The sequence below is a fragment of the Acinetobacter sp. MYb10 genome (genome assembly GCF_002980175.2).
In the GTDB taxonomy this organism is placed as follows: domain Bacteria; phylum Pseudomonadota; class Gammaproteobacteria; order Pseudomonadales; family Moraxellaceae; genus Acinetobacter; species Acinetobacter guillouiae.
Genome location: NZ_CP058272.1, coordinates 1,932,674 through 1,949,590, shown reverse-complemented (window position 1 = coordinate 1,949,590; position 16,917 = coordinate 1,932,674). Strand labels below are relative to the sequence as shown.

Here is a 16,917-nt window from a genome sequence, read left to right as displayed (position 1 = left end):
ATTTTTTACATCTTTTTAAGTTAATTCCGACAATTTTAGTTGATTTTCACTCATTCAGCCTCATCTTCAGTTAAAATACCGACTTCAGCTTGAGGATAGAGTTATGTCGACTGAGAACACCAATACTGCGGTTGCAGAAGAAATTCCAAATTTATTGATTACTCCCAATGCGCAAGAGTATTTAAAAGATCTTTTGGAGAAGCAAAATACTCCAGGAATTGGCGTTCGTGTATTTGTTGAAAATCCAGGTACTCCACGTGCTGAATGTTGTATGGCATACAGTGCACCTGATGAAATTGCTCCAACAGATTACAAACAAGATTATCCTGATTTTCCTGCATTTATTGATACACCGTCGATTCCATATCTGAAAGATGCTGTAATTGATTACAACAAAGACCGTTTTGGTGGGCAGCTTACTTTCCGTGCACCTAACTCGAAAGTACCACGTGTTGGTCCAGATGCGTCTATGGAAGAGCGAATTACTTATATTCTTCAGGCAGAGATCAATCCTGGATTGGCAGGGCATGGCGGAAACTGTGCACTGGTAGAAGTGGTTGAAGATGAAGAATATGGTTTAACTGCGGTATTAAAATTCGGTGGTGGCTGTCAAGGCTGTTCTGCGATCGATGTAACGTTAAAACAAGGTGTAGAAACTACGCTTAAAGAGCATATTCCTGAACTCGGGCGTGTGGTCGATCAAACTGACCATAGTCAAGCAGAAGGCGCTTATTTCAAATAATCTGTATATCAATGTAGATATTTGACTGTTCTTTAAAACCTCCGAATTTCGGAGGTTTTTTTATGGATATTGCATAGCTAAATTTAACTTTTGTATTTTTTAAATCTTAATAAGCTTAAATGAATCTTAAAAAACAGAATAAAAACTTAAAGATATGCCTAGAAATGTCCAAATATTAACCGAATGGTTAATAAAAATGAGAATAGTTATTAATATTGTTTATAATGCTGTGGTGTTTTTATTACACATTGTATCTAAATCTTCATTGTCTATTCATTGCTGAGCCTCTTTGGAATACCTTATGTCTACTAACCGTATCATCCAATCTGCGTTATCTCTCTCCATTGTCACTATTATGATGGGTACTGCCTATGCAGCAGATTCACAAGAAAATTCTAGTGATAAAAGATCTCAGTCTCCTGAATTAGCGAAATTACAAACGATTGTGGTTTCAGCTGCGGGTTATGAACAAGATCTTACAAAAGCACCTGCATCTATAACTGTGATTAGTAAAGAAGAATTACAGAAACGTGAATATAGCGATATTACGGATGTACTTCGCAATACCCCAGGGGTTGTTGTTTCTGGTTCTGGTTCTGCACAGGGTATTAGTATTCGCGGAATGAGCTCAAATTACACGTTATTTCTTATCGATGGTAAACGCCAGTATTCAAAAGATGTGAATCCAAATGGCGATGACTATGGTTTTGAAAAAAATATTTTGCCGCCTATGGCAGCAATTGAGCGTATAGAAATTATTCGCGGACCCGCTTCAACTTTATACGGTAGTGAAGCGATGGGTGGTGTGATTAACATAATTACTAAAAAAGTGACTGATGAATGGTCGGGAACTGTTGAATTAGGTACAGTGATTCAAGATCACAATAATTCTGGTGATATAAAGAATGGATCGGTTTATTTATCTGGACCATTAATTGCCAATAAATTAGGTTTACAACTTGGTGTAAACAAACAAAAACGTGATGAAGACAGTTATGAAGGTGGCTTCCGTGGTGTTGAGCGTGAAAGCTTAAATACACGCTTCACTTATTTAGTCAATGATCAACATGACTTACAACTTGATGCAAATTTTGTCAAACAAGATGCTGAATCAACAGTAGGTAAAACGGTTGCCCCAGCAGCCAATGCAGCTGATTCATTTTCAAGAAATTACCGCAGTGTCTATTCTCTAACCCATAATGGGAAATATAGTGACAATTTAGAAAGCTCAACTTATTTACAGTATGAAAATTCCCGAAATCCTGATCGTGAAAATACGACATTGGATACGAAAGGAATTGAACTCGAAACATGGACGTTCAATAATCAATGGAATTGGAGTTTAGCAGATCATAGATTGTCATTCGGTGCTTACTATAAAGACGAATCTTTAAATGATAAGGCGACCAACCGAAATCCCAATATTCCTGAGTTTAGTGAATTAACACGCTGGTCAGCAGCTGCATTTTTAGAAGATACTTGGAGTATTACAGACCGCTTTGATTTAACGGGTGGCGTACGTTATGACCATGATGAAAATTACGGTGGTAATGTTTCACCGCGCTTATACGGTGTGTTTAGTCTAAATGATAACTTTACTGTAAAAGGTGGTGTTTCTACAGGCTATAAACAACCAGATATTCGTGCAGCTACAGAAGGTTTTTATAGTGTAACTGGTGGTAGTGGCTCACCTACACCTACAGGCCGAGGGATTATTCGAGCAAATCCAGATCTTGATCCAGAAACAAGTATTTCTTCAGAGTTAGGGTTTAATTGGAAAAATGATTATTTTAATGCTTCTTTAACAGGATATATCACTCAATTTAAAGATAAAATTACTGAAGTACGGACATGTGAAACAGATACTGATGGCTCAACGACCAATCGTAATAATGTTGCTGCTTGGAAATGTGCAGAAGGTGCTACGCCATTCTACTTTATTAGTGATCGTATCAACGTAGATGAAGCTGAATTGAAAGGGATTGAGGCAACTGTTGAAGCAGATTTAACTGAATACACAACATTGACAGCGAATTATACGTTTAGTGATACTAAAATTAAGTCAGGTGAATTTAAAGGACGCCCTTTAAATGAAATGCCTGAACATATGTTTAATATTACTGTTGATCATAATATTAACGATGCCTTAAATATTTGGTCTAGATTACATTATCGTGCTGAAACCTCAGCTTATTTAAGTCGTACATCGATGTCTAATCCCAATCCTGGTTATGAGTTTTTAGATGTAGGGTTTAATTACAAATTTACCCCACATTTAAAAGGAAAATTTGGCGTTTACAATATTTTAGATGAACGAGCAGAAAATGCAGATGGCGATCAATTATTAGATGGACGTCGTTATGGCATCAGTTTTATTGCTAATTTCTAATGTATAAACCTATTTTTTAAAATGAATAGTAGAAAAAGGCGCTTTATGCGCCTTTTTCAATATTTAGAATCTTTAACGTTTCATCTGAATAATAAAATTTTTCCAGATAGATTCGTGCACGACTCTTTAAGTGTTGAGAAGCAACCATTTGTTGAATAACAGGTTCAAGTAACTGTTGTAATTGATTTTGAATCAACGCTTCATCAATATTGATATCACTTAAAATTAAATCAAAAGGGCGTTCTTCATTACGTACATACCAAGTCAGTACGCCATCATGTACTTGTTTCTTTAAATAATCTGTTTGGCGAATATGTTCCCATATCTCATACCCCATACCCACAGTTTTAGGTAAGTCGTTAATTTCAACATAATTACGCAATACAGCAATCGGTACTTTTTTAATTTTATGCCACAAATTGGCTTGAAAATGATAAAGCTTATTGTCATTAAACTGTTGGTTAATAACTTGTTCACTCAACTGGCTAATTTTAATAATATTTTTTTGCAGATAATGCTTAACCGTATCATCTAAATTAGTGTCGGTAACCGATTCTAAAACTGATTTCCCCATCTTCATAAAACGTCCCACACCAGGAACTTTTTTATTCATGACCGAATTATCAATATAGTCTTGAATAGAGTGATGGATCAATTGGGTTAACATGCTTGAAAAGGCTGGATTATTGACAACACGTTTGATCAAAGCTTGGCGATGACCTGATTTACTTGCGACATATTGGGCAATTTTATCAATCGTGCTGACTGGAATAATATCTTCAATTAACGTTTCATCGTTACTTGGATGAATTAAGGCAAAACGAATATGTTCAGCGATTTGCTCAATGAGAAAGTTATTTGCAGGTGTCGCTAAAATTTGCTTTGACAATAAATCATGAATTTGTGCAAAAGACCAAATTTTTTTTAAAGGCTGTTTTCTAAACCAATGATAAAATTCAGTAAACTCAATTTTAATCGTATCAGCCTGTGAAAATTCTTGATCTAAAAAGCCAAGTTGAGCTTCGATCAATTGTTCAATAAGTTGATTTTTCATTTTTTGAACTCAATTTGTCCATGTGTTTGATCAGACAATGGGTTTTGCAAAGGCTGTACTTTATTTAAAAAGCTTAAATAGTAATCCGCAACTCGTTCGGGTGCTTCAAGTAATGGCATGTGCCCAACACGTTGTAGGATAATTGGTGTTTCAGGGCGTTTTAATACCGATTTTAATTCATTTGCAACATCCGCATTTACAATCTGATCTTGTTCACCCCAAAGAATCATGGTGGGTGCTTCAATGTTTTTTAACATCGTGGTAAAGGTTGAAGGGGTGTAGAGTCGATTGAGTGCGTCAATTTGATTGATGATTTTGGCTGTGTCTTGAGATTTAGCAATGAACAATTTTTCTTGTTCATCTTTAATCACACGCGCAGTAAAAGGGGGATTAAACATCACCTTTTTCATGACAAAATCCAAATCACCTTTTTGTGTGATTAATAATTGTTTGAGATAGATCGGATTTCTTAAATAATTGGTATTTGTTGATTTAAAAATACCCCCAGTACTCATTAAAAATAAGCTTTTCGTATCAAATGGATATTGTGATGCATAAAACATTGCAATGGTTCCCCCCAATGAATGTCCTGCAATATTTAAATTATCCTGGATATGTGCAGCTTCAATAAAACGTCTAAGTTGCTCAGTTACATTCGGTACAGATAAATCAAAATTGGCTGGAACTTGGGTACTTCCTGCTGAAGGCAAGTCTGGAATAATCACATGGTAATATGGGGTCAATGACTGCGCAATATCGTTCCATGTATCACGGCTGCTGGCTAAACCATGAATCAGTAAAACTGTTGGCTTATCTTTAGAACCACCTTCACTATAAGACCAAATAACATCACCCACACGCAATGTTTTAGACGTTAATCCTGCCCAAGCACGTTCTTCTTGTACAATTTTTAAATAATCCACATATTCTGGTGTGCCAGCAGTTGCATGGTTATGACTACCTAAAAACAATACACCGATCGCAGTCAAACTTAACAATATGCTGTTTAAAAAATGAAGAATTTTTTTATGGGCCAGTTCAGACATGCAGAGGGTTCCGAGTAAAAGACTAGGCATTATATAAAGTAAAAATATTATTCATGATCATAATTTTTTCAACATTTGCCGAGAAAGTCTTATTTGTAAGTTTTTTGCCATAGTTTCAGTGTCCAACTCAACTAATATAGAGATTATTTTGTATTTTAGTTAAATAATTTTAATTAAACTGTGAATTATGTCTATGTATTTTTGAAATTCAGCCCCATATCCCCTACATAACAAAAATTGTAACAGAGTTTATTTTTAGTCAGTGACTTTCACATTTTGCGGCATTAAAATAATCACACTCTCCACACAATGGAACAAAGGACATGCTAACTGCTCAAGAAGCTTTAGAACGATTAAAACAGGGTAATGAACGTTTTGCACATGGTGAAACCAATCTGACTAAATTTTTGACGCATCAGCAACGATCTGAAATGATGGACAGCCAAGAACCATTTGCAATTATTTTAGGTTGTTCAGACTCTCGTGTTCCAGCAGAAATGGTTTTTGACCAAGGTTTCGGTGATTTATTTGTGATTCGTGTTGCAGGTAATATTGTCGCGCCGTCACAAGTGGGCAGTGTGGAATTTGCCGCAGATAGTTTTGGCTGTCCATTGGTTGTTGTTTTAGGGCATAGCCATTGTGGTGCGATTCATTCAACGATTGAAGCGCTGAAGAATCCAAATACACCACCTTCTGCAAATCTTATGTCAATTGTAAACCGTGTTCGTCCCTCAGTTGAAATTCTAATGCAAACTGAATTGAAAGATGACTTAGAAAAGCTATCAATGCATGCCGTGAAATCAAATGTTTTTGCTTCAGTCAATCAATTACGCCATGGTTCAGCCGTATTAGAAAACTTAATTGCCAAAGGTAAATTAAAAGTTGTTGGTGCTGAATATTCTTTGGAAACGGGTGAAGTTTCCTTCTACGATTTTTAATGCTTTAAATTTCCATCATAAAAAAATCCCACTGTTATGTGGGATCTTTTTTATCAGTATAGATTCTTAGAATCTATAACCAATTTTTAAACCATAAGCGATAGCATTGTTATCTTTAAACTCTGCAACATAAGTATCACCACCTGCTTGAGCACCTGTTTGTGCTTTTGCATCACCTAACCAGAAGTATTTAACACCACCAGCGATGAACGTTGCAGGTGTAGGGCTATATTGAACACCTAAACCTAGATTCCAATAACCTTCTGTTGGACCTAAAGTTGAAACAGGGTTACCCGCACCAGAGTCCCAACCTACTGCAACAGTTCCTGACCATAGGTCATTAATTTTACGGCCAACACCCGCAGTCACTGTATATTGATCATCAGAATATTCAACCAAGTTAAATCCATTTGGACGGTTAACTAGACCACCGATTGCTTGAGAAACTTTACCAAATTTTAACGGTTGGATTGAAAAATCTTTCCAATTGACCCAACGAAGGTTTGCGAAAGCAATGGTATTTGCCATGATTCCTGTTTGTAAATCGATGTTAACAGACTGTGGTGTCGTAATTGTCGTTTTACCATTGGCAGCAGCAATTGCTTTTGCCGCAGCAGTTCCAGTATCACCGAGTAAAGCTAATGCACCAAGCGTAGGGATCGATTCATTGATATTCACATCATGATCGATTTCAGAACGATAAGTTACCGATGCTTTTAATGCGATATCTGGAATCTGATATGCAGCACCTGCTAACCAACCCACACCGCCAGTCTCTTTGATGTTTGCGTCATAGCCATTATATAAACTATATGCTTGCCCACGTAGACTAACATTCCCTTTAATGGTTTGGTAAACACCACCACCATAGAAGTTTAAGTTTGCAATCGGTTGAAAACCAAAAATCATTGAAATATTTTGGGTGTCTACTTTAACTTTGGTGTTGCCCTTACCTAGTGTACTATTCGCTCCTGCAATACCTTGATCCACAGCTTGTGTTACACCAGTTGTGATCAAAGCCATTGCACCAGCATTTCCTCTAATTTGTGTTGCAATCTGATCAATTACCGCTTGAGGGGGGGTTGGGGAACCTGTTGCAGCAATTGCTTGTTGTGTAGCTCGGGCAACAACTTGCTCATTTACATTCTTTGTAATTGTAGTTGCACGAAGTGCTGTTAATCTATCCTGAGGTAATACAGTATCGTGATCAGATGAAACGAAAGCATTTTCACCTGAATATGCAGCATCTGCGCCAAATGGTTTGTCATATAAAAGACCAAATGAAACTTGATCAGTCAGTTGTAATTTAATCGCAGCAGATGGAAAATAATAATCATCTCCCATATCACTAACTTCACGATATGGTTTAGGCGTATCTCCAGCTTCCCGACCTTCAACAGTTGGATCTAAAACTGAAATACCAGCTTCAAAATAATTATTAGGTTGAAGGAATGCCGAAATTGATTGGCCTGAGCGATCCATTGCTGCGGCAAAAACACCAGTCATTGGCAAACTTGCAGCAATTATCGCGATTGATAAATGTTTTAATTTCATTTTAATTTTTCCCTAATATAATAAAATGAATACTTTGAAGTACTTAAGTTTTGAATGAGAAATAATTTTGATACTTAAATATACAACTCAAAGTTACTTCTATTTACAAAATAACATATAAAAAATAAGAGTAAATACTCTAGGGTGTGAATTAGTGAAAAAAAAATGAACTATGTAGTTTAGTTTGCAGAGAGAGAATGCAGAAAAAAATATAAAGATGAGATTATTTATAGAGATATTGAAAAAATTCAAACTGAAGATAATAAAATATAGATATTTTAGTGATTGATGGCTTGCATAAAATATAACCAGTTAGTTAAAACAAAGCTGAGTTTATTTGGCCATATAAGTGGTTCAATATTACATCTTTGTAAAGACAGAAAGTCACTTTTTATTCTTCTTCAATTGTGCGCCCTTATAGGATTTAAGTTTTTGATTTATCTATTCAAAAACGATAAAAATATTTTAAGTAAATTGGCTTTATCGCAAAAAACACCTTTAAAAAGGGTATTATTTTTATAATAGGGAATTGATTTGATAGCGAGTATTGCGTCCACCACCTTCCAATTTGATTATACATCCTTTTTCTAACAGGTCGGATAAATGCCGAGTAGCTGTTGCTTTACTGACTTTAGCAACCTTTTGATATTGAGAGGCACTAATACCATGTTCAAAGCCATTTTCTCCACCATCTAATAAGCGATTCAATACCCTGCGTTGTCCTTCATGGAGATCTAAATTTGAATATTTATACCAAAACTGACTTTTAAATACAGTTCGATTAATTTGTTTTAACGTCGTTTCGAGGCTGTCATTTAAGGTGTCTAAAAACCAGACAAGCCAATTAGTGATATTGGAATCATTTTTTTGGTTTTGCTCTAAGATTTCATAGTAACTTTTACGCTTGTTTAATATAACAGGGGACATTGCATACAAGCGAATACTCTGCTGATCCATTTGTGCTAAGGCCAGGTCTGTTAGTGTACGGGTAATACGCCCGTTACCATCATCAAAAGGATGCAGTGTGATAAACCATAAGTGAGTAATACCCGCACGAAGTAGGGGATCAAGCAACGCATCGGTTTGACTAAGATTAAACCAATTTATAAAGGCTTCTAAACGTTCTTCAAGTCCTTCTCTAGGAGGTGCTTCAAAGTGAACTGTCGGATAATCCAATCGACCAGAAACAACCTGCATTGGTTCTGAACCTCTGAGTTGACCAATGCGTAAGCGCTGCATTGTCCAATCGGGATCATTAAAAAGCCATTGATGCCATTGCATAAGACGTTCAACAGTAAGTGGTTGTTTCACATTGTTCAGCGCATCAAGCATGATATTGGCCAAACCTTCAGATCTGTCCGAACTTGGATAAGGTTGGTCAAGCGTAACGCCTAGACGACATGCAAGTGAGGAACGTAATGAATACACATTTAAGGTTTCATTTTCAATCGCGGATGATGCAACAAGATTGGCAAGTAGAGTATTTAAGGTGAATTGCTCTTTGGCTAAATCATGTTGACTTTGCCCAAGTAGAATTCCAATTTTTTGATGAATCTGTCTGGTTTTGGGTAAGATGATTTCATCTTCCCATCTAAAGTTTGTCCAGTTGTTGGTTTGCCAAATCCACTCTTGCATCTTAAATCTCCACTTAGAACTTTTCCAAGAGGAGCTAAATATAGCATATATTCGGCTCACTATATGAGTTGAATAAGATGCTTAATTAGCTCGTTTATATCGATTTAGATCCATAACTATAATTTTGTATATTTAGGTTTTTTAATATTTGGGCGCAAGTAATCTAATCTTTAGCTTTTATCATCAGCCTTAAACATGATTAAAATTACCGTTCGAAAACTTTTGTAAGGCTTAATTTTATTGTCTTAATTTTGGTAAAGAGAATTTTTTTTTATTCTTCTTTAATTGTGCGCCCTGCGGGAATCGAAGATATGTGTTAATATATTGATTTATATGATTATAATAATTACACATAAATATAATACCGTTATATATACCGCTAAAATATAAAGTGCTCATAAAACTAAAGCCTCTATATAGAGGCTTTTAATTAAGTGTAATGTTGTTTAATCCAGTCGTCAATTTCTTCTTCTTTCCACCGCGCTAACTGTCTTTTGCCTTGTCCAAACAGTTTAGAAGCAGGGAAGTAACCTGACTTGATCCAGTTATATATAGTTGGCTTAGACAAACTGGTTTTTTGTTCAACTTGTTTAATATCTAAAAGCCGTATTGTCATTCAGTCTACCTCCTTTTCTTCTTTCATAAAACAAATCCAATGAGTGTTGGCTCGTTTGCCACTTGGATGGCCAACCCAAGGTTTGCGATCTGTTAATGCCAAAATTTCGCTAACTTTGATTTGAGTTTCATTCCACTTAAAAATTAAAATTCCATTTGGTTTAAGAACCCTAAAGCACTCTGAAAAACCTTTGGCCAAATCATTCTTCCAATCTTGGCCAAGTTTCCCATACTTCAATGCAAGCCAACTTTTATCCCCGGCATGTAATAGGTGAGGTGGGTCAAATACAACACCATGGAAGCTTTCATCTTCAAATGGCATATTGCGAAAATCCATTTGAATGTCAGGATTAATAATTAATTGGCGATCATCGCAAAGGATGTGATTTTCTTTTCTAACATCGCCAAAAGTCACATTAGGATTTTGACGGTCAAAATGAAACATGCGAGAACCGCAACAAGGATCAAGTAATTTTTGATTCACGCCACTTCTCCTAATCTCTTCACAATCGCTTGCTTGGCTTTTTGAAGAAATTCATCACGCTCATCATCATTAAATTTTCCATCGCCTTGCATTTCTTCTGAATAGAAAATTGTCTCATCACCGCAATCAGGATAATCAACTCTAAATTCGCCATGTCTTAAGCGGAGATAGCCAACTTGTTTACCCTTATAGAAAGCATCGTATTGTTCAGGGCTTTCACCACAGGTTTGCTTAAGTTCGATTTCCTCAGTTTGAATTGTCATGACTTTGCTCCTGTGCTTCGATCATTGCTTTACAGTGTGCAGCCGCTTTTTCTGCTTCATCCTTAGTTTTAAAGAATTCCCAAAATCCTACTTGATCATCAGATTCATCCCAAACTTTGGTTGCATAGAGCGTATTGCTTTCAGTGATTAAATACTCTTTATGCTCTACAGCTTGAACTTGACCAGGATCTAAATCACAAAGAGAGTTATCAATTCCATCTTGATCCCACCACATGCCTTCATGATCATCTAAATACCAATCTTCAGTATGTTTTTTGTCTACCAAAACAAACCCTTCAGGGGTGGCTTTGGTTTTGATTGCTTGAAATAGCTCATAAGCCATTCTTGTTTCCGCATAAAAGAATTCGCCATTTTCTTCGTAAATATCGAAACCAATTCTTATTGCTAGTTCTTGAAACTGTTCTTTATTAATGTCCATCACAACCACCACGCCATTAAAGTTGAGTAAAGTTTTAGGAGGGTCATGATTCACCTCGACGGCCACGGTAAATAGGGGATTGCGGAATATAGGTATCTTTTGAAATTACCTTGTATTCAGGGTCATTCATTGGCAATCCGCCACGAATACGCCAAAGCTTGTAAGCAGCATCGGTGAGTGAATTTCGATAAACAAGACTGTCATATTTACTAAAATCCGCTTTCAACGTGTACTTTTTGAAATCTGCCTCAAATGCATATTGATCGCGGGTAATTTGATCAAAATTGATTAATGAGATTGGATCTAAGATTTCACCAGTTAAGCTTTCAAAGTGCGAGCCAATGCGAACCGCATCAACACTTTCACCGTTTGCCATAATTGCTAAGTATGCTGTCATTGAGTAGCCCCCTCAGTATTGAAGCCTTCCACTGCAATACGTGTGATTTCTGCTTTAACGTCAGAGAAATGAGATAGTTCAATTGCTGAAAGGGCATCTATACCTAAATGTTCGCAGACTTCTTTAACATCGAGATTATTTAGAGAAATAATGTCTTGAAGCTCATCACGCTGAACATCTGAAATAGCATTAAATTCAGGAGGGTTAGACCATGCATTACGTTCTTTATCAAATACACATCCAAGCTCTTTTGCGCGCTTAACCATTGATTGACGCATGTTGTGATAGAAGGTGTGTTCCTTATCTAATGATTCAGTTAATTGATTCAGATCACTTGCATATATCGCTTCTTCACAGCTTTGAGCAAAGTTATTAAACTCTTCAATAGCTTTGTTTGCTGCCAATTGAGCAGGGGTTAAGGTGTTAATGTGATCCTTTGCTTGGCTGATTAAATCTGCCAAGAACATTGGATTATCTTTTAAGTCTGGCACCCAAACCTCACCAGTTTCACCACCTAAAGCACCCGCATTTTTTGCATGATGAGTATCTGAAGGATTGAAGTTAATAACTCTTGCTGTTTTGCCTTCTTGTGTTCTTACAGTAGTTAAATAACCCATTACATCGGCGATTCGATAAAGTTCATTACGGTTTTTACCGCCTAAATCTGGGCGATAAATAACTTGATCACCATTTTGATCTTCTGAAGCATGTGCCAAGAAAACAACATCTTTCCCCATGCTAATCAACATGTGTACATAGTTTTTAAACATTACATTTGCAGCACCTTGTGCCTTTAATTTCAATGTATTGTCTTTCTGACGATTATTAGGAATTGATAGTAGGTAAGACTTAATGCACTCAAGCATTGCGCCCACAGTATCCAAAACAATTGTGTTGTAAGGTGCTAAGTCTTGCTCAGTCAGATTGCCAATGTCAGTCCACTTCTGAACCGGTACCACGGCACCACGACGTAATTCACCAGTACGATGTGAGCCTTTGTCAAAGTCAAACGAGATTGCTTTATCACCAGTGAAACCCATCGAAGTTTTACCAAGACCAGGATCGGCATAGATATATGTGATGATTGCCTTAACTGTAAGCGCTTGATCAGCAGTAATAATTTGAATAGCCATTTAATTTACTCCCATTGACCAAGTACTTAGTACTTGATCGAAATGTGTGGAATTTGGTTTTTAGCAATTGCAGTAATAAGGTCTTTGATCTGTACATCTGATAAACCAGTGTTAAGCCCAAGCAAAGCTTTGGTGACTTCCTTATGTATTGACCGCATATGCTCTCTATTTGCAATACGAGCTTCTTCTGCTTTTCGCTCAGCATCTTCTTTGGCTTTAGCTTCTTGCTCAATACGCAAACGCTCAGCCTCAACAGCCTTTTGACGATCAATTTCAGCTTGCTTTTCACGCTCAATGGCTTGTTGCTTTAATTGCTGTTCGCGCAATTCAGCCTGTTCTTTTTCAAGCTTTAAGCGTGCTTCACGTTGTTCTGCTTCAAGCTTTTCTTGCTCAACTCTTTTACGATCCGCAAGTGCTTTTGCTTCAGCCTCAACACGTGCTTTGTCCGCTGCTTCACGTGCAATTTTTTCGTCACGTTCTTTTTGTTGGCGTTCGATTTCAGCTTGTCGCAAACGTTCTAATTCAGCTTGCTCAGCTTCATACTTTTCACGGTCAGCCAAAGCTTTTTTTAGAAGTTCAAGTGTTTCAAATTTTGCAATTTTAGCTTGATTTTCAAACTCTTCATAAGATGAATCAATAACTGTATTTTCAACATGCTGAATTGATAATTTGATATTTTCAGAATCAATAAAGGTAGGTGCGAAATATGCTTTGATTGTTTCAATGGCTCCTTCATGCTTAGCCACACGGTCTTTTTCAGCTTGTTCCCATGCATCACGTGGGGCTAAGATTTCATTACGTAGCTCATCAAATTTTTTAACAACTGAAATTCGATCATCATCAATTAGCTTAATTTGCGCCTTTTGTTCAGCAACTACTTCTTTGCCATATTTCTCAATAATGGTTTTAGACTTGCTGATTTTCATAGCAAGTGAACCAATCGCATCACGACCTTTTTTAGTTGTCACATCTGGAACGTGTGAGCGTGCTTCTTGAGCAATACGATCAAAGAGTTCATCTGTACCGCCACGCTTTGCAAATGCAGCTACAATCGCATTTTGTTCTAATACTTGTAATTCCATTTTATTCTCCTAAGCCACTTTGCAAGACCAAATGTTTTTAAACCAACCACATGAACAATTCCATGAGTGACCATTTGTGCCAAAGGCTGTTTTGTTTTGAACGGTGCGACCACAGTTGACGCAATGAATGTAATCGATGCCATAAATAGGTTGTTTAAAAAGCATATTCATTGTTGTGGCTCCTTAACCTTAAATTCGACCACCCATACCCATGGATTTACAGCCCAAGAATCAGCACCGTTAATTGATTCCCAAAGTGTTCTAAATGAATCAACTGGGTTATTTCTGCTAATAGCGTTGTTGTCAGATGAGTAGTCTTTAAAAGCAGTCTTTAAACCATCACGACTGCAATCAACCATAAAAGTTTTTATCCCTTCGCTTACCGAATCCGCTCTTGAAATATCACTCAAGTGCTCAACACGAATATTTGTAATTTCAAGTAAAATGCGAGAAGCTGAACGAGGCATATGAATTGATGGCTTCCATATAACATCATCTATTTCAACGTTATTCTCCAAGCACCATTGCTTGGGAATAGGATCTTGTTTGCGACCATCATATTGATCAACAAACAACCTTCTATCATCTGGATGTTCTGCATCCCATTCATCTATGCATCCATAGCAAAATGTTTCACGAACCCAAAGAAAATCACCTACTTGACCATATGGGCAGTCGTTATCAATATAATGTTGAAGACTTGGTTCGCTGTGTAAAACAGCAGGTCTGTTTCCTAGTTCAAACTCCGCCTGTTCAATAACAATTCGAGTTTTAACTATGCGTCGAGTCTGAGTTTTGCGGCCTTCTAAAATTGCTTGAACCATTGGAGTATTAAACAAAATAGGGCGTTCCATACTCACCCCCTTACCAAAGCGATATAAAACATCGCACCGATTAAAAAGATGATGATTGAGCCAAGGAATAAGCTTTGAGCCTTATCCCATAAGCGACGATTCGAAATCTGTTCGATCGTCAGTAGACGTTGTGGTTTTTTGTGTGACATAATTACCTCGCCATTTGGTAAAACCCTCGAATTGCTTTGACCGGCTTCGGGGGTTTTGTTTGTGTATGAGATAAAATATACCTAACAGGTAAAATAAAGTAAATACCTTGCAGGTGAAATAATTAAAATATTTTTATACTTTGTAGGTGTATTTTTGTAATTGTGTTTTAATAGGCAAAAGAAAACCCTGCATATAGCAGGGTGAGATAGACCAAACTTGTTTATTACAGGTTATCTATTAGTAACCTTGGTGTTGATTATAAGTTTTCGGTGTTACAGGTAAATGAAAACCCACGCGGGGTGGGTTTTTTTTGATAATTTGGTACTAGCACTGAATATTGTATCTAGCTTTATACGAATCGATTGTTTTTAGAATATCTGTACTTGTATCAATATCTGCAGGCTCAGCTAGCTTTAGATAAATCGGAAGGTATTCTTGTTTGTAGGTAATAGGAAATTCCTCACAAATAACTTTTTTGCGTTCTTCTATCGGTGTAGTTGGTGCTGCCAGAGTTCCAAGATACGATGTAATTTTTAGATCCACTTCTTTATATTCTTCAAGAAGCTGTTCACGTTCAGGTGAAATTTGCTCAGGCTTTTCACATCCAAACATTGAAAATGTCAATAAGCATAAAAATGAAATAGTTTCCATAGAGATTGAATCTTCTTAAGTGTTTATATTTTTTAGAGAAATTTTAAGCCTCTGAATATGTTTCTAAAAAATCATCTATCCATCCTTGTGCCACTTCAAGATTGGTTATGTCAGTTAACTTTAGATTGGTTTCTTCTGCTTCGTTAAAGCCTTCAATAATGGCCTCAAAGATATTTGCTTCACTAATGACCTCCCTTGCTATTTCCGCAGCGTCATAGCTTTGCTTGGCTTTCTTGAGTGAAGCTATCTGTTTATCAATTCCTGCACCAATTTTACCTAATGCCAATTTAAATTCTTGACGATTAATCGTTAGCGCAGTTTTGTATTTGTTAAGTGTTGCGATCATAGAATTCTCTTATCTTTACATGGAATTAGGGTGTTCTTGCTTGTGCTGACTTGGTGGGATAATGTCTGTAATAGCGGTAATGCTTTCCACATCATCCATATCAAATGTAATCCTTTCACTTCCGTTCACAGCTAAAAGGTTAAGGACATTGTTATGGATACCAATGAATTCCTTGATAGTGCATCTACCATCTTTTAAGCAAACTTGAACAAATTCTGAAGGAGTTAGCTCTGCATCAGGATCGCATACAACATACCAACCATTACGAATAGCAGGGTACATGGAGTCGCCAGTTCCTTTAATTCCATACGCTTTCTCACCACCAGAGTGAGTTGGGATATAACCATCACCACCATTACCTTCATAACCCATATCTGTGAAAAAGCCATCCATGCCCATTTTGCTGTAAGCCTTGACAGGAACCCATCTTTTACTTATCACGAATGGTTTTTCAGCCACTTTCGAGAATAAAACAGCTTCCTCGCCATCTGCAATGTTGTGCTGCTTTTTGAATGCTTCAATATCAAGTTTGTTAAAGCTACCTATACCTAGTAAAGAATCACTGTCTGATTGATCAAGATAGCCCTTAGGTTTGCTGAAAGCTTTCTCTATCTTTTCAGCTGTATCGTCACCAATATTCTTTGTTGGGTTCTTACCAATATATTGGCTAAATAAGTTGTAAGACATATCAATTTTTTCAGCAAACTCTGTGCGACTTAAGCCAGATTCTTTCATCAGCTTTTTGGTATTACCAAGTCTAATTTCATGAATTGTTTTCAATTCAGCCATATTAAGTTCGCCTTTATTCAATATTAAGTAATTTACCTTTCAGGTAGAAAAAATAAATACCCTGAGAGGTTGTTTTTTATTTACCTTGCGGGTATATTTATATTTAATTTACCTTTAAGGTGTATTTATGGTTACCCTTTACGATTTCTGGCGTGGTCTTGATAAAGATCAACGCATCCAATTTTGTGAAACAACAAAAATTTCTTATGGATATATGGAATCTCATCTTATCCATGGTCGAAAAAAACCAAGCATGGAAACCATTCAAAAAATGGTAGATGCGAGCGACAAGAAATTAACCCACAAAAGCATCTTTGACTTCTTTCTTAGAAAGACCAGTGCAGCTTAGGAACCAC

At 36.7% G+C, this 16,917-nt stretch carries 20 protein-coding genes; 4 read left to right on the top strand and 16 right to left on the bottom strand.

The features are described from left to right. Positions 1–103 precede the first annotated feature (103 nt). A complete protein-coding gene (gene nfuA / locus CQZ96_RS09210; RefSeq protein WP_105713202.1) occupies positions 104–742 on the top strand; it encodes a Fe-S biogenesis protein NfuA in 639 nt (212 codons plus the stop codon). Positions 743–1,043: 301 nt separating this feature from the next. Next, a complete protein-coding gene (locus CQZ96_RS09205; RefSeq protein WP_105713201.1) occupies positions 1,044–3,131 on the top strand; it encodes a TonB-dependent receptor domain-containing protein in 2,088 nt (695 codons plus the stop codon). A 43-nt stretch (positions 3,132–3,174) separates the two neighbouring features. Here CQZ96_RS09205 and CQZ96_RS09200 read toward each other — a convergent pair whose 3' ends face one another. Together CQZ96_RS09200 and CQZ96_RS09195 are read right to left on the bottom strand one after the other, a co-directional pair. Next, positions 3,175–4,185 carry a hypothetical protein gene (locus CQZ96_RS09200; RefSeq protein WP_105713200.1) on the bottom strand — a complete coding sequence of 337 codons (1,011 nt, stop codon included), beginning with the start codon at positions 4,183–4,185 and terminating at the stop codon, positions 3,175–3,177. Then, positions 4,182–5,231 (bottom strand): alpha/beta fold hydrolase, encoded by a 1,050-nt coding sequence (locus tag CQZ96_RS09195; protein WP_105713199.1) that lies wholly within the window; start codon positions 5,229–5,231, stop codon positions 4,182–4,184. Before CQZ96_RS09195 ends, CQZ96_RS09200 begins: the two co-directional genes overlap by 4 nt. A gap of 323 nt (positions 5,232–5,554) precedes the next feature. Between CQZ96_RS09195 and CQZ96_RS09190 the strand changes: the two genes are divergently transcribed. Beyond that, the gene (locus CQZ96_RS09190; protein ID WP_004722639.1) at positions 5,555–6,169 is read left to right on the top strand and encodes a carbonic anhydrase; all 615 of its coding nucleotides are present in this window, start codon (positions 5,555–5,557) and stop codon (positions 6,167–6,169) included. 66 nt (positions 6,170–6,235) lie between these two features. Here the strand turns inward: CQZ96_RS09190 and CQZ96_RS09185 are convergent, their stop codons facing one another. The 14 genes from CQZ96_RS09185 to CQZ96_RS09120 form a co-directional block, all read right to left on the bottom strand. Beyond that, positions 6,236–7,723 (bottom strand): long-chain fatty acid transporter, encoded by a 1,488-nt coding sequence (locus tag CQZ96_RS09185; RefSeq protein WP_105713198.1) that lies wholly within the window; start codon positions 7,721–7,723, stop codon positions 6,236–6,238. Positions 7,724–8,239: 516 nt separating this feature from the next. After that, positions 8,240–9,358: a Fic family protein gene (locus tag CQZ96_RS09180; protein WP_105713196.1), complete on the bottom strand. Its 1,119-nt coding sequence runs from the start codon at positions 9,356–9,358 to the stop codon at positions 8,240–8,242. A gap of 430 nt (positions 9,359–9,788) precedes the next feature. Beyond that, positions 9,789–9,974 (bottom strand): helix-turn-helix transcriptional regulator, encoded by a 186-nt coding sequence (locus tag CQZ96_RS09175; RefSeq protein WP_105713195.1) that lies wholly within the window; start codon positions 9,972–9,974, stop codon positions 9,789–9,791. Next, entirely contained in the window at positions 9,975–10,457 is a 483-nt protein-coding gene (locus tag CQZ96_RS09170; protein WP_105713194.1) for a methyltransferase domain-containing protein, read from the bottom strand. Next, positions 10,454–10,720, bottom strand: coding sequence for a hypothetical protein (locus tag CQZ96_RS09165; RefSeq protein WP_105713193.1), 267 nt, complete (start codon positions 10,718–10,720; stop codon positions 10,454–10,456). Before CQZ96_RS09165 ends, CQZ96_RS09170 begins: the two co-directional genes overlap by 4 nt. Further along, positions 10,704–11,213 carry a hypothetical protein gene (locus CQZ96_RS09160; RefSeq protein WP_105713192.1) on the bottom strand — a complete coding sequence of 170 codons (510 nt, stop codon included), beginning with the start codon at positions 11,211–11,213 and terminating at the stop codon, positions 10,704–10,706. Before CQZ96_RS09160 ends, CQZ96_RS09165 begins: the two co-directional genes overlap by 17 nt. Further along, a complete protein-coding gene (locus CQZ96_RS09155; RefSeq protein WP_105713191.1) occupies positions 11,203–11,556 on the bottom strand; it encodes an acetyl esterase in 354 nt (117 codons plus the stop codon). The genes CQZ96_RS09160 and CQZ96_RS09155 overlap by 11 nt, the downstream gene beginning before the upstream one ends. After that, positions 11,553–12,689: an ATP-binding protein gene (locus CQZ96_RS09150; protein WP_105713190.1), complete on the bottom strand. Its 1,137-nt coding sequence runs from the start codon at positions 12,687–12,689 to the stop codon at positions 11,553–11,555. The genes CQZ96_RS09155 and CQZ96_RS09150 overlap by 4 nt, the downstream gene beginning before the upstream one ends. A 26-nt stretch (positions 12,690–12,715) precedes the next feature. After that, complete coding sequence (locus CQZ96_RS09145) at positions 12,716–13,771, bottom strand: hypothetical protein (RefSeq protein WP_105713189.1); 1,056 nt, start codon at positions 13,769–13,771, stop codon at positions 12,716–12,718. Positions 13,772–13,938: 167 nt separating this feature from the next. After that, the gene (locus CQZ96_RS09140; RefSeq protein ID WP_105713188.1) at positions 13,939–14,625 is read right to left on the bottom strand and encodes a hypothetical protein; all 687 of its coding nucleotides are present in this window, start codon (positions 14,623–14,625) and stop codon (positions 13,939–13,941) included. A gap of 2 nt (positions 14,626–14,627) precedes the next feature. Next, positions 14,628–14,774, bottom strand: a complete 147-nt coding sequence (locus CQZ96_RS09135; protein WP_171287898.1) for a hypothetical protein — start codon at positions 14,772–14,774, stop codon at positions 14,628–14,630. Between the two features lie 325 nt (positions 14,775–15,099). Continuing rightward, the gene (locus tag CQZ96_RS09130; protein ID WP_105713187.1) at positions 15,100–15,426 is read right to left on the bottom strand and encodes a hypothetical protein; all 327 of its coding nucleotides are present in this window, start codon (positions 15,424–15,426) and stop codon (positions 15,100–15,102) included. A 43-nt stretch (positions 15,427–15,469) separates the two neighbouring features. Next, a complete protein-coding gene (locus CQZ96_RS09125; protein ID WP_105713186.1) occupies positions 15,470–15,772 on the bottom strand; it encodes a hypothetical protein in 303 nt (100 codons plus the stop codon). A gap of 15 nt (positions 15,773–15,787) precedes the next feature. Continuing rightward, entirely contained in the window at positions 15,788–16,561 is a 774-nt protein-coding gene (locus CQZ96_RS09120) for a LexA family transcriptional regulator (protein WP_105713185.1), read from the bottom strand. Positions 16,562–16,688: 127 nt separating this feature from the next. Between CQZ96_RS09120 and CQZ96_RS09115 the strand changes: the two genes are divergently transcribed. Beyond that, a complete protein-coding gene (locus CQZ96_RS09115; protein ID WP_105713184.1) occupies positions 16,689–16,910 on the top strand; it encodes a transcriptional regulator in 222 nt (73 codons plus the stop codon). Positions 16,911–16,917 lie beyond the last annotated feature (7 nt).

Coding starts and splice junctions, on each gene's coding strand:
- CQZ96_RS09195 (WP_105713199.1), bottom strand. CDS start 5,231: ATGTCTGAACTGGCCCATAAAAAAATTCTTCATTTTTTAAACAGCATA.
- CQZ96_RS09165 (WP_105713193.1), bottom strand. CDS start 10,720: ATGACAATTCAAACTGAGGAAATCGAACTTAAGCAAACCTGTGGTGAA.
- CQZ96_RS09175 (WP_105713195.1), bottom strand. CDS start 9,974: ATGACAATACGGCTTTTAGATATTAAACAAGTTGAACAAAAAACCAGT.
- CQZ96_RS09180 (WP_105713196.1), bottom strand. CDS start 9,358: ATGCAAGAGTGGATTTGGCAAACCAACAACTGGACAAACTTTAGATGG.
- CQZ96_RS09115 (WP_105713184.1), top strand. CDS start 16,689: ATGGTTACCCTTTACGATTTCTGGCGTGGTCTTGATAAAGATCAACGC.
- CQZ96_RS09125 (WP_105713186.1), bottom strand. CDS start 15,772: ATGATCGCAACACTTAACAAATACAAAACTGCGCTAACGATTAATCGT.
- CQZ96_RS09190 (WP_004722639.1), top strand. CDS start 5,555: ATGCTAACTGCTCAAGAAGCTTTAGAACGATTAAAACAGGGTAATGAA.
- CQZ96_RS09200 (WP_105713200.1), bottom strand. CDS start 4,185: ATGAAAAATCAACTTATTGAACAATTGATCGAAGCTCAACTTGGCTTT.
- CQZ96_RS09205 (WP_105713201.1), top strand. CDS start 1,044: ATGTCTACTAACCGTATCATCCAATCTGCGTTATCTCTCTCCATTGTC.
- CQZ96_RS09140 (WP_105713188.1), bottom strand. CDS start 14,625: ATGGAACGCCCTATTTTGTTTAATACTCCAATGGTTCAAGCAATTTTA.
- nfuA (WP_105713202.1), top strand. CDS start 104: ATGTCGACTGAGAACACCAATACTGCGGTTGCAGAAGAAATTCCAAAT.
- CQZ96_RS09145 (WP_105713189.1), bottom strand. CDS start 13,771: ATGGAATTACAAGTATTAGAACAAAATGCGATTGTAGCTGCATTTGCA.
- CQZ96_RS09185 (WP_105713198.1), bottom strand. CDS start 7,723: ATGAAATTAAAACATTTATCAATCGCGATAATTGCTGCAAGTTTGCCA.
- CQZ96_RS09150 (WP_105713190.1), bottom strand. CDS start 12,689: ATGGCTATTCAAATTATTACTGCTGATCAAGCGCTTACAGTTAAGGCA.
- CQZ96_RS09120 (WP_105713185.1), bottom strand. CDS start 16,561: ATGGCTGAATTGAAAACAATTCATGAAATTAGACTTGGTAATACCAAA.
- CQZ96_RS09135 (WP_171287898.1), bottom strand. CDS start 14,774: ATGTCACACAAAAAACCACAACGTCTACTGACGATCGAACAGATTTCG.
- CQZ96_RS09155 (WP_105713191.1), bottom strand. CDS start 11,556: ATGACAGCATACTTAGCAATTATGGCAAACGGTGAAAGTGTTGATGCG.
- CQZ96_RS09130 (WP_105713187.1), bottom strand. CDS start 15,426: ATGGAAACTATTTCATTTTTATGCTTATTGACATTTTCAATGTTTGGA.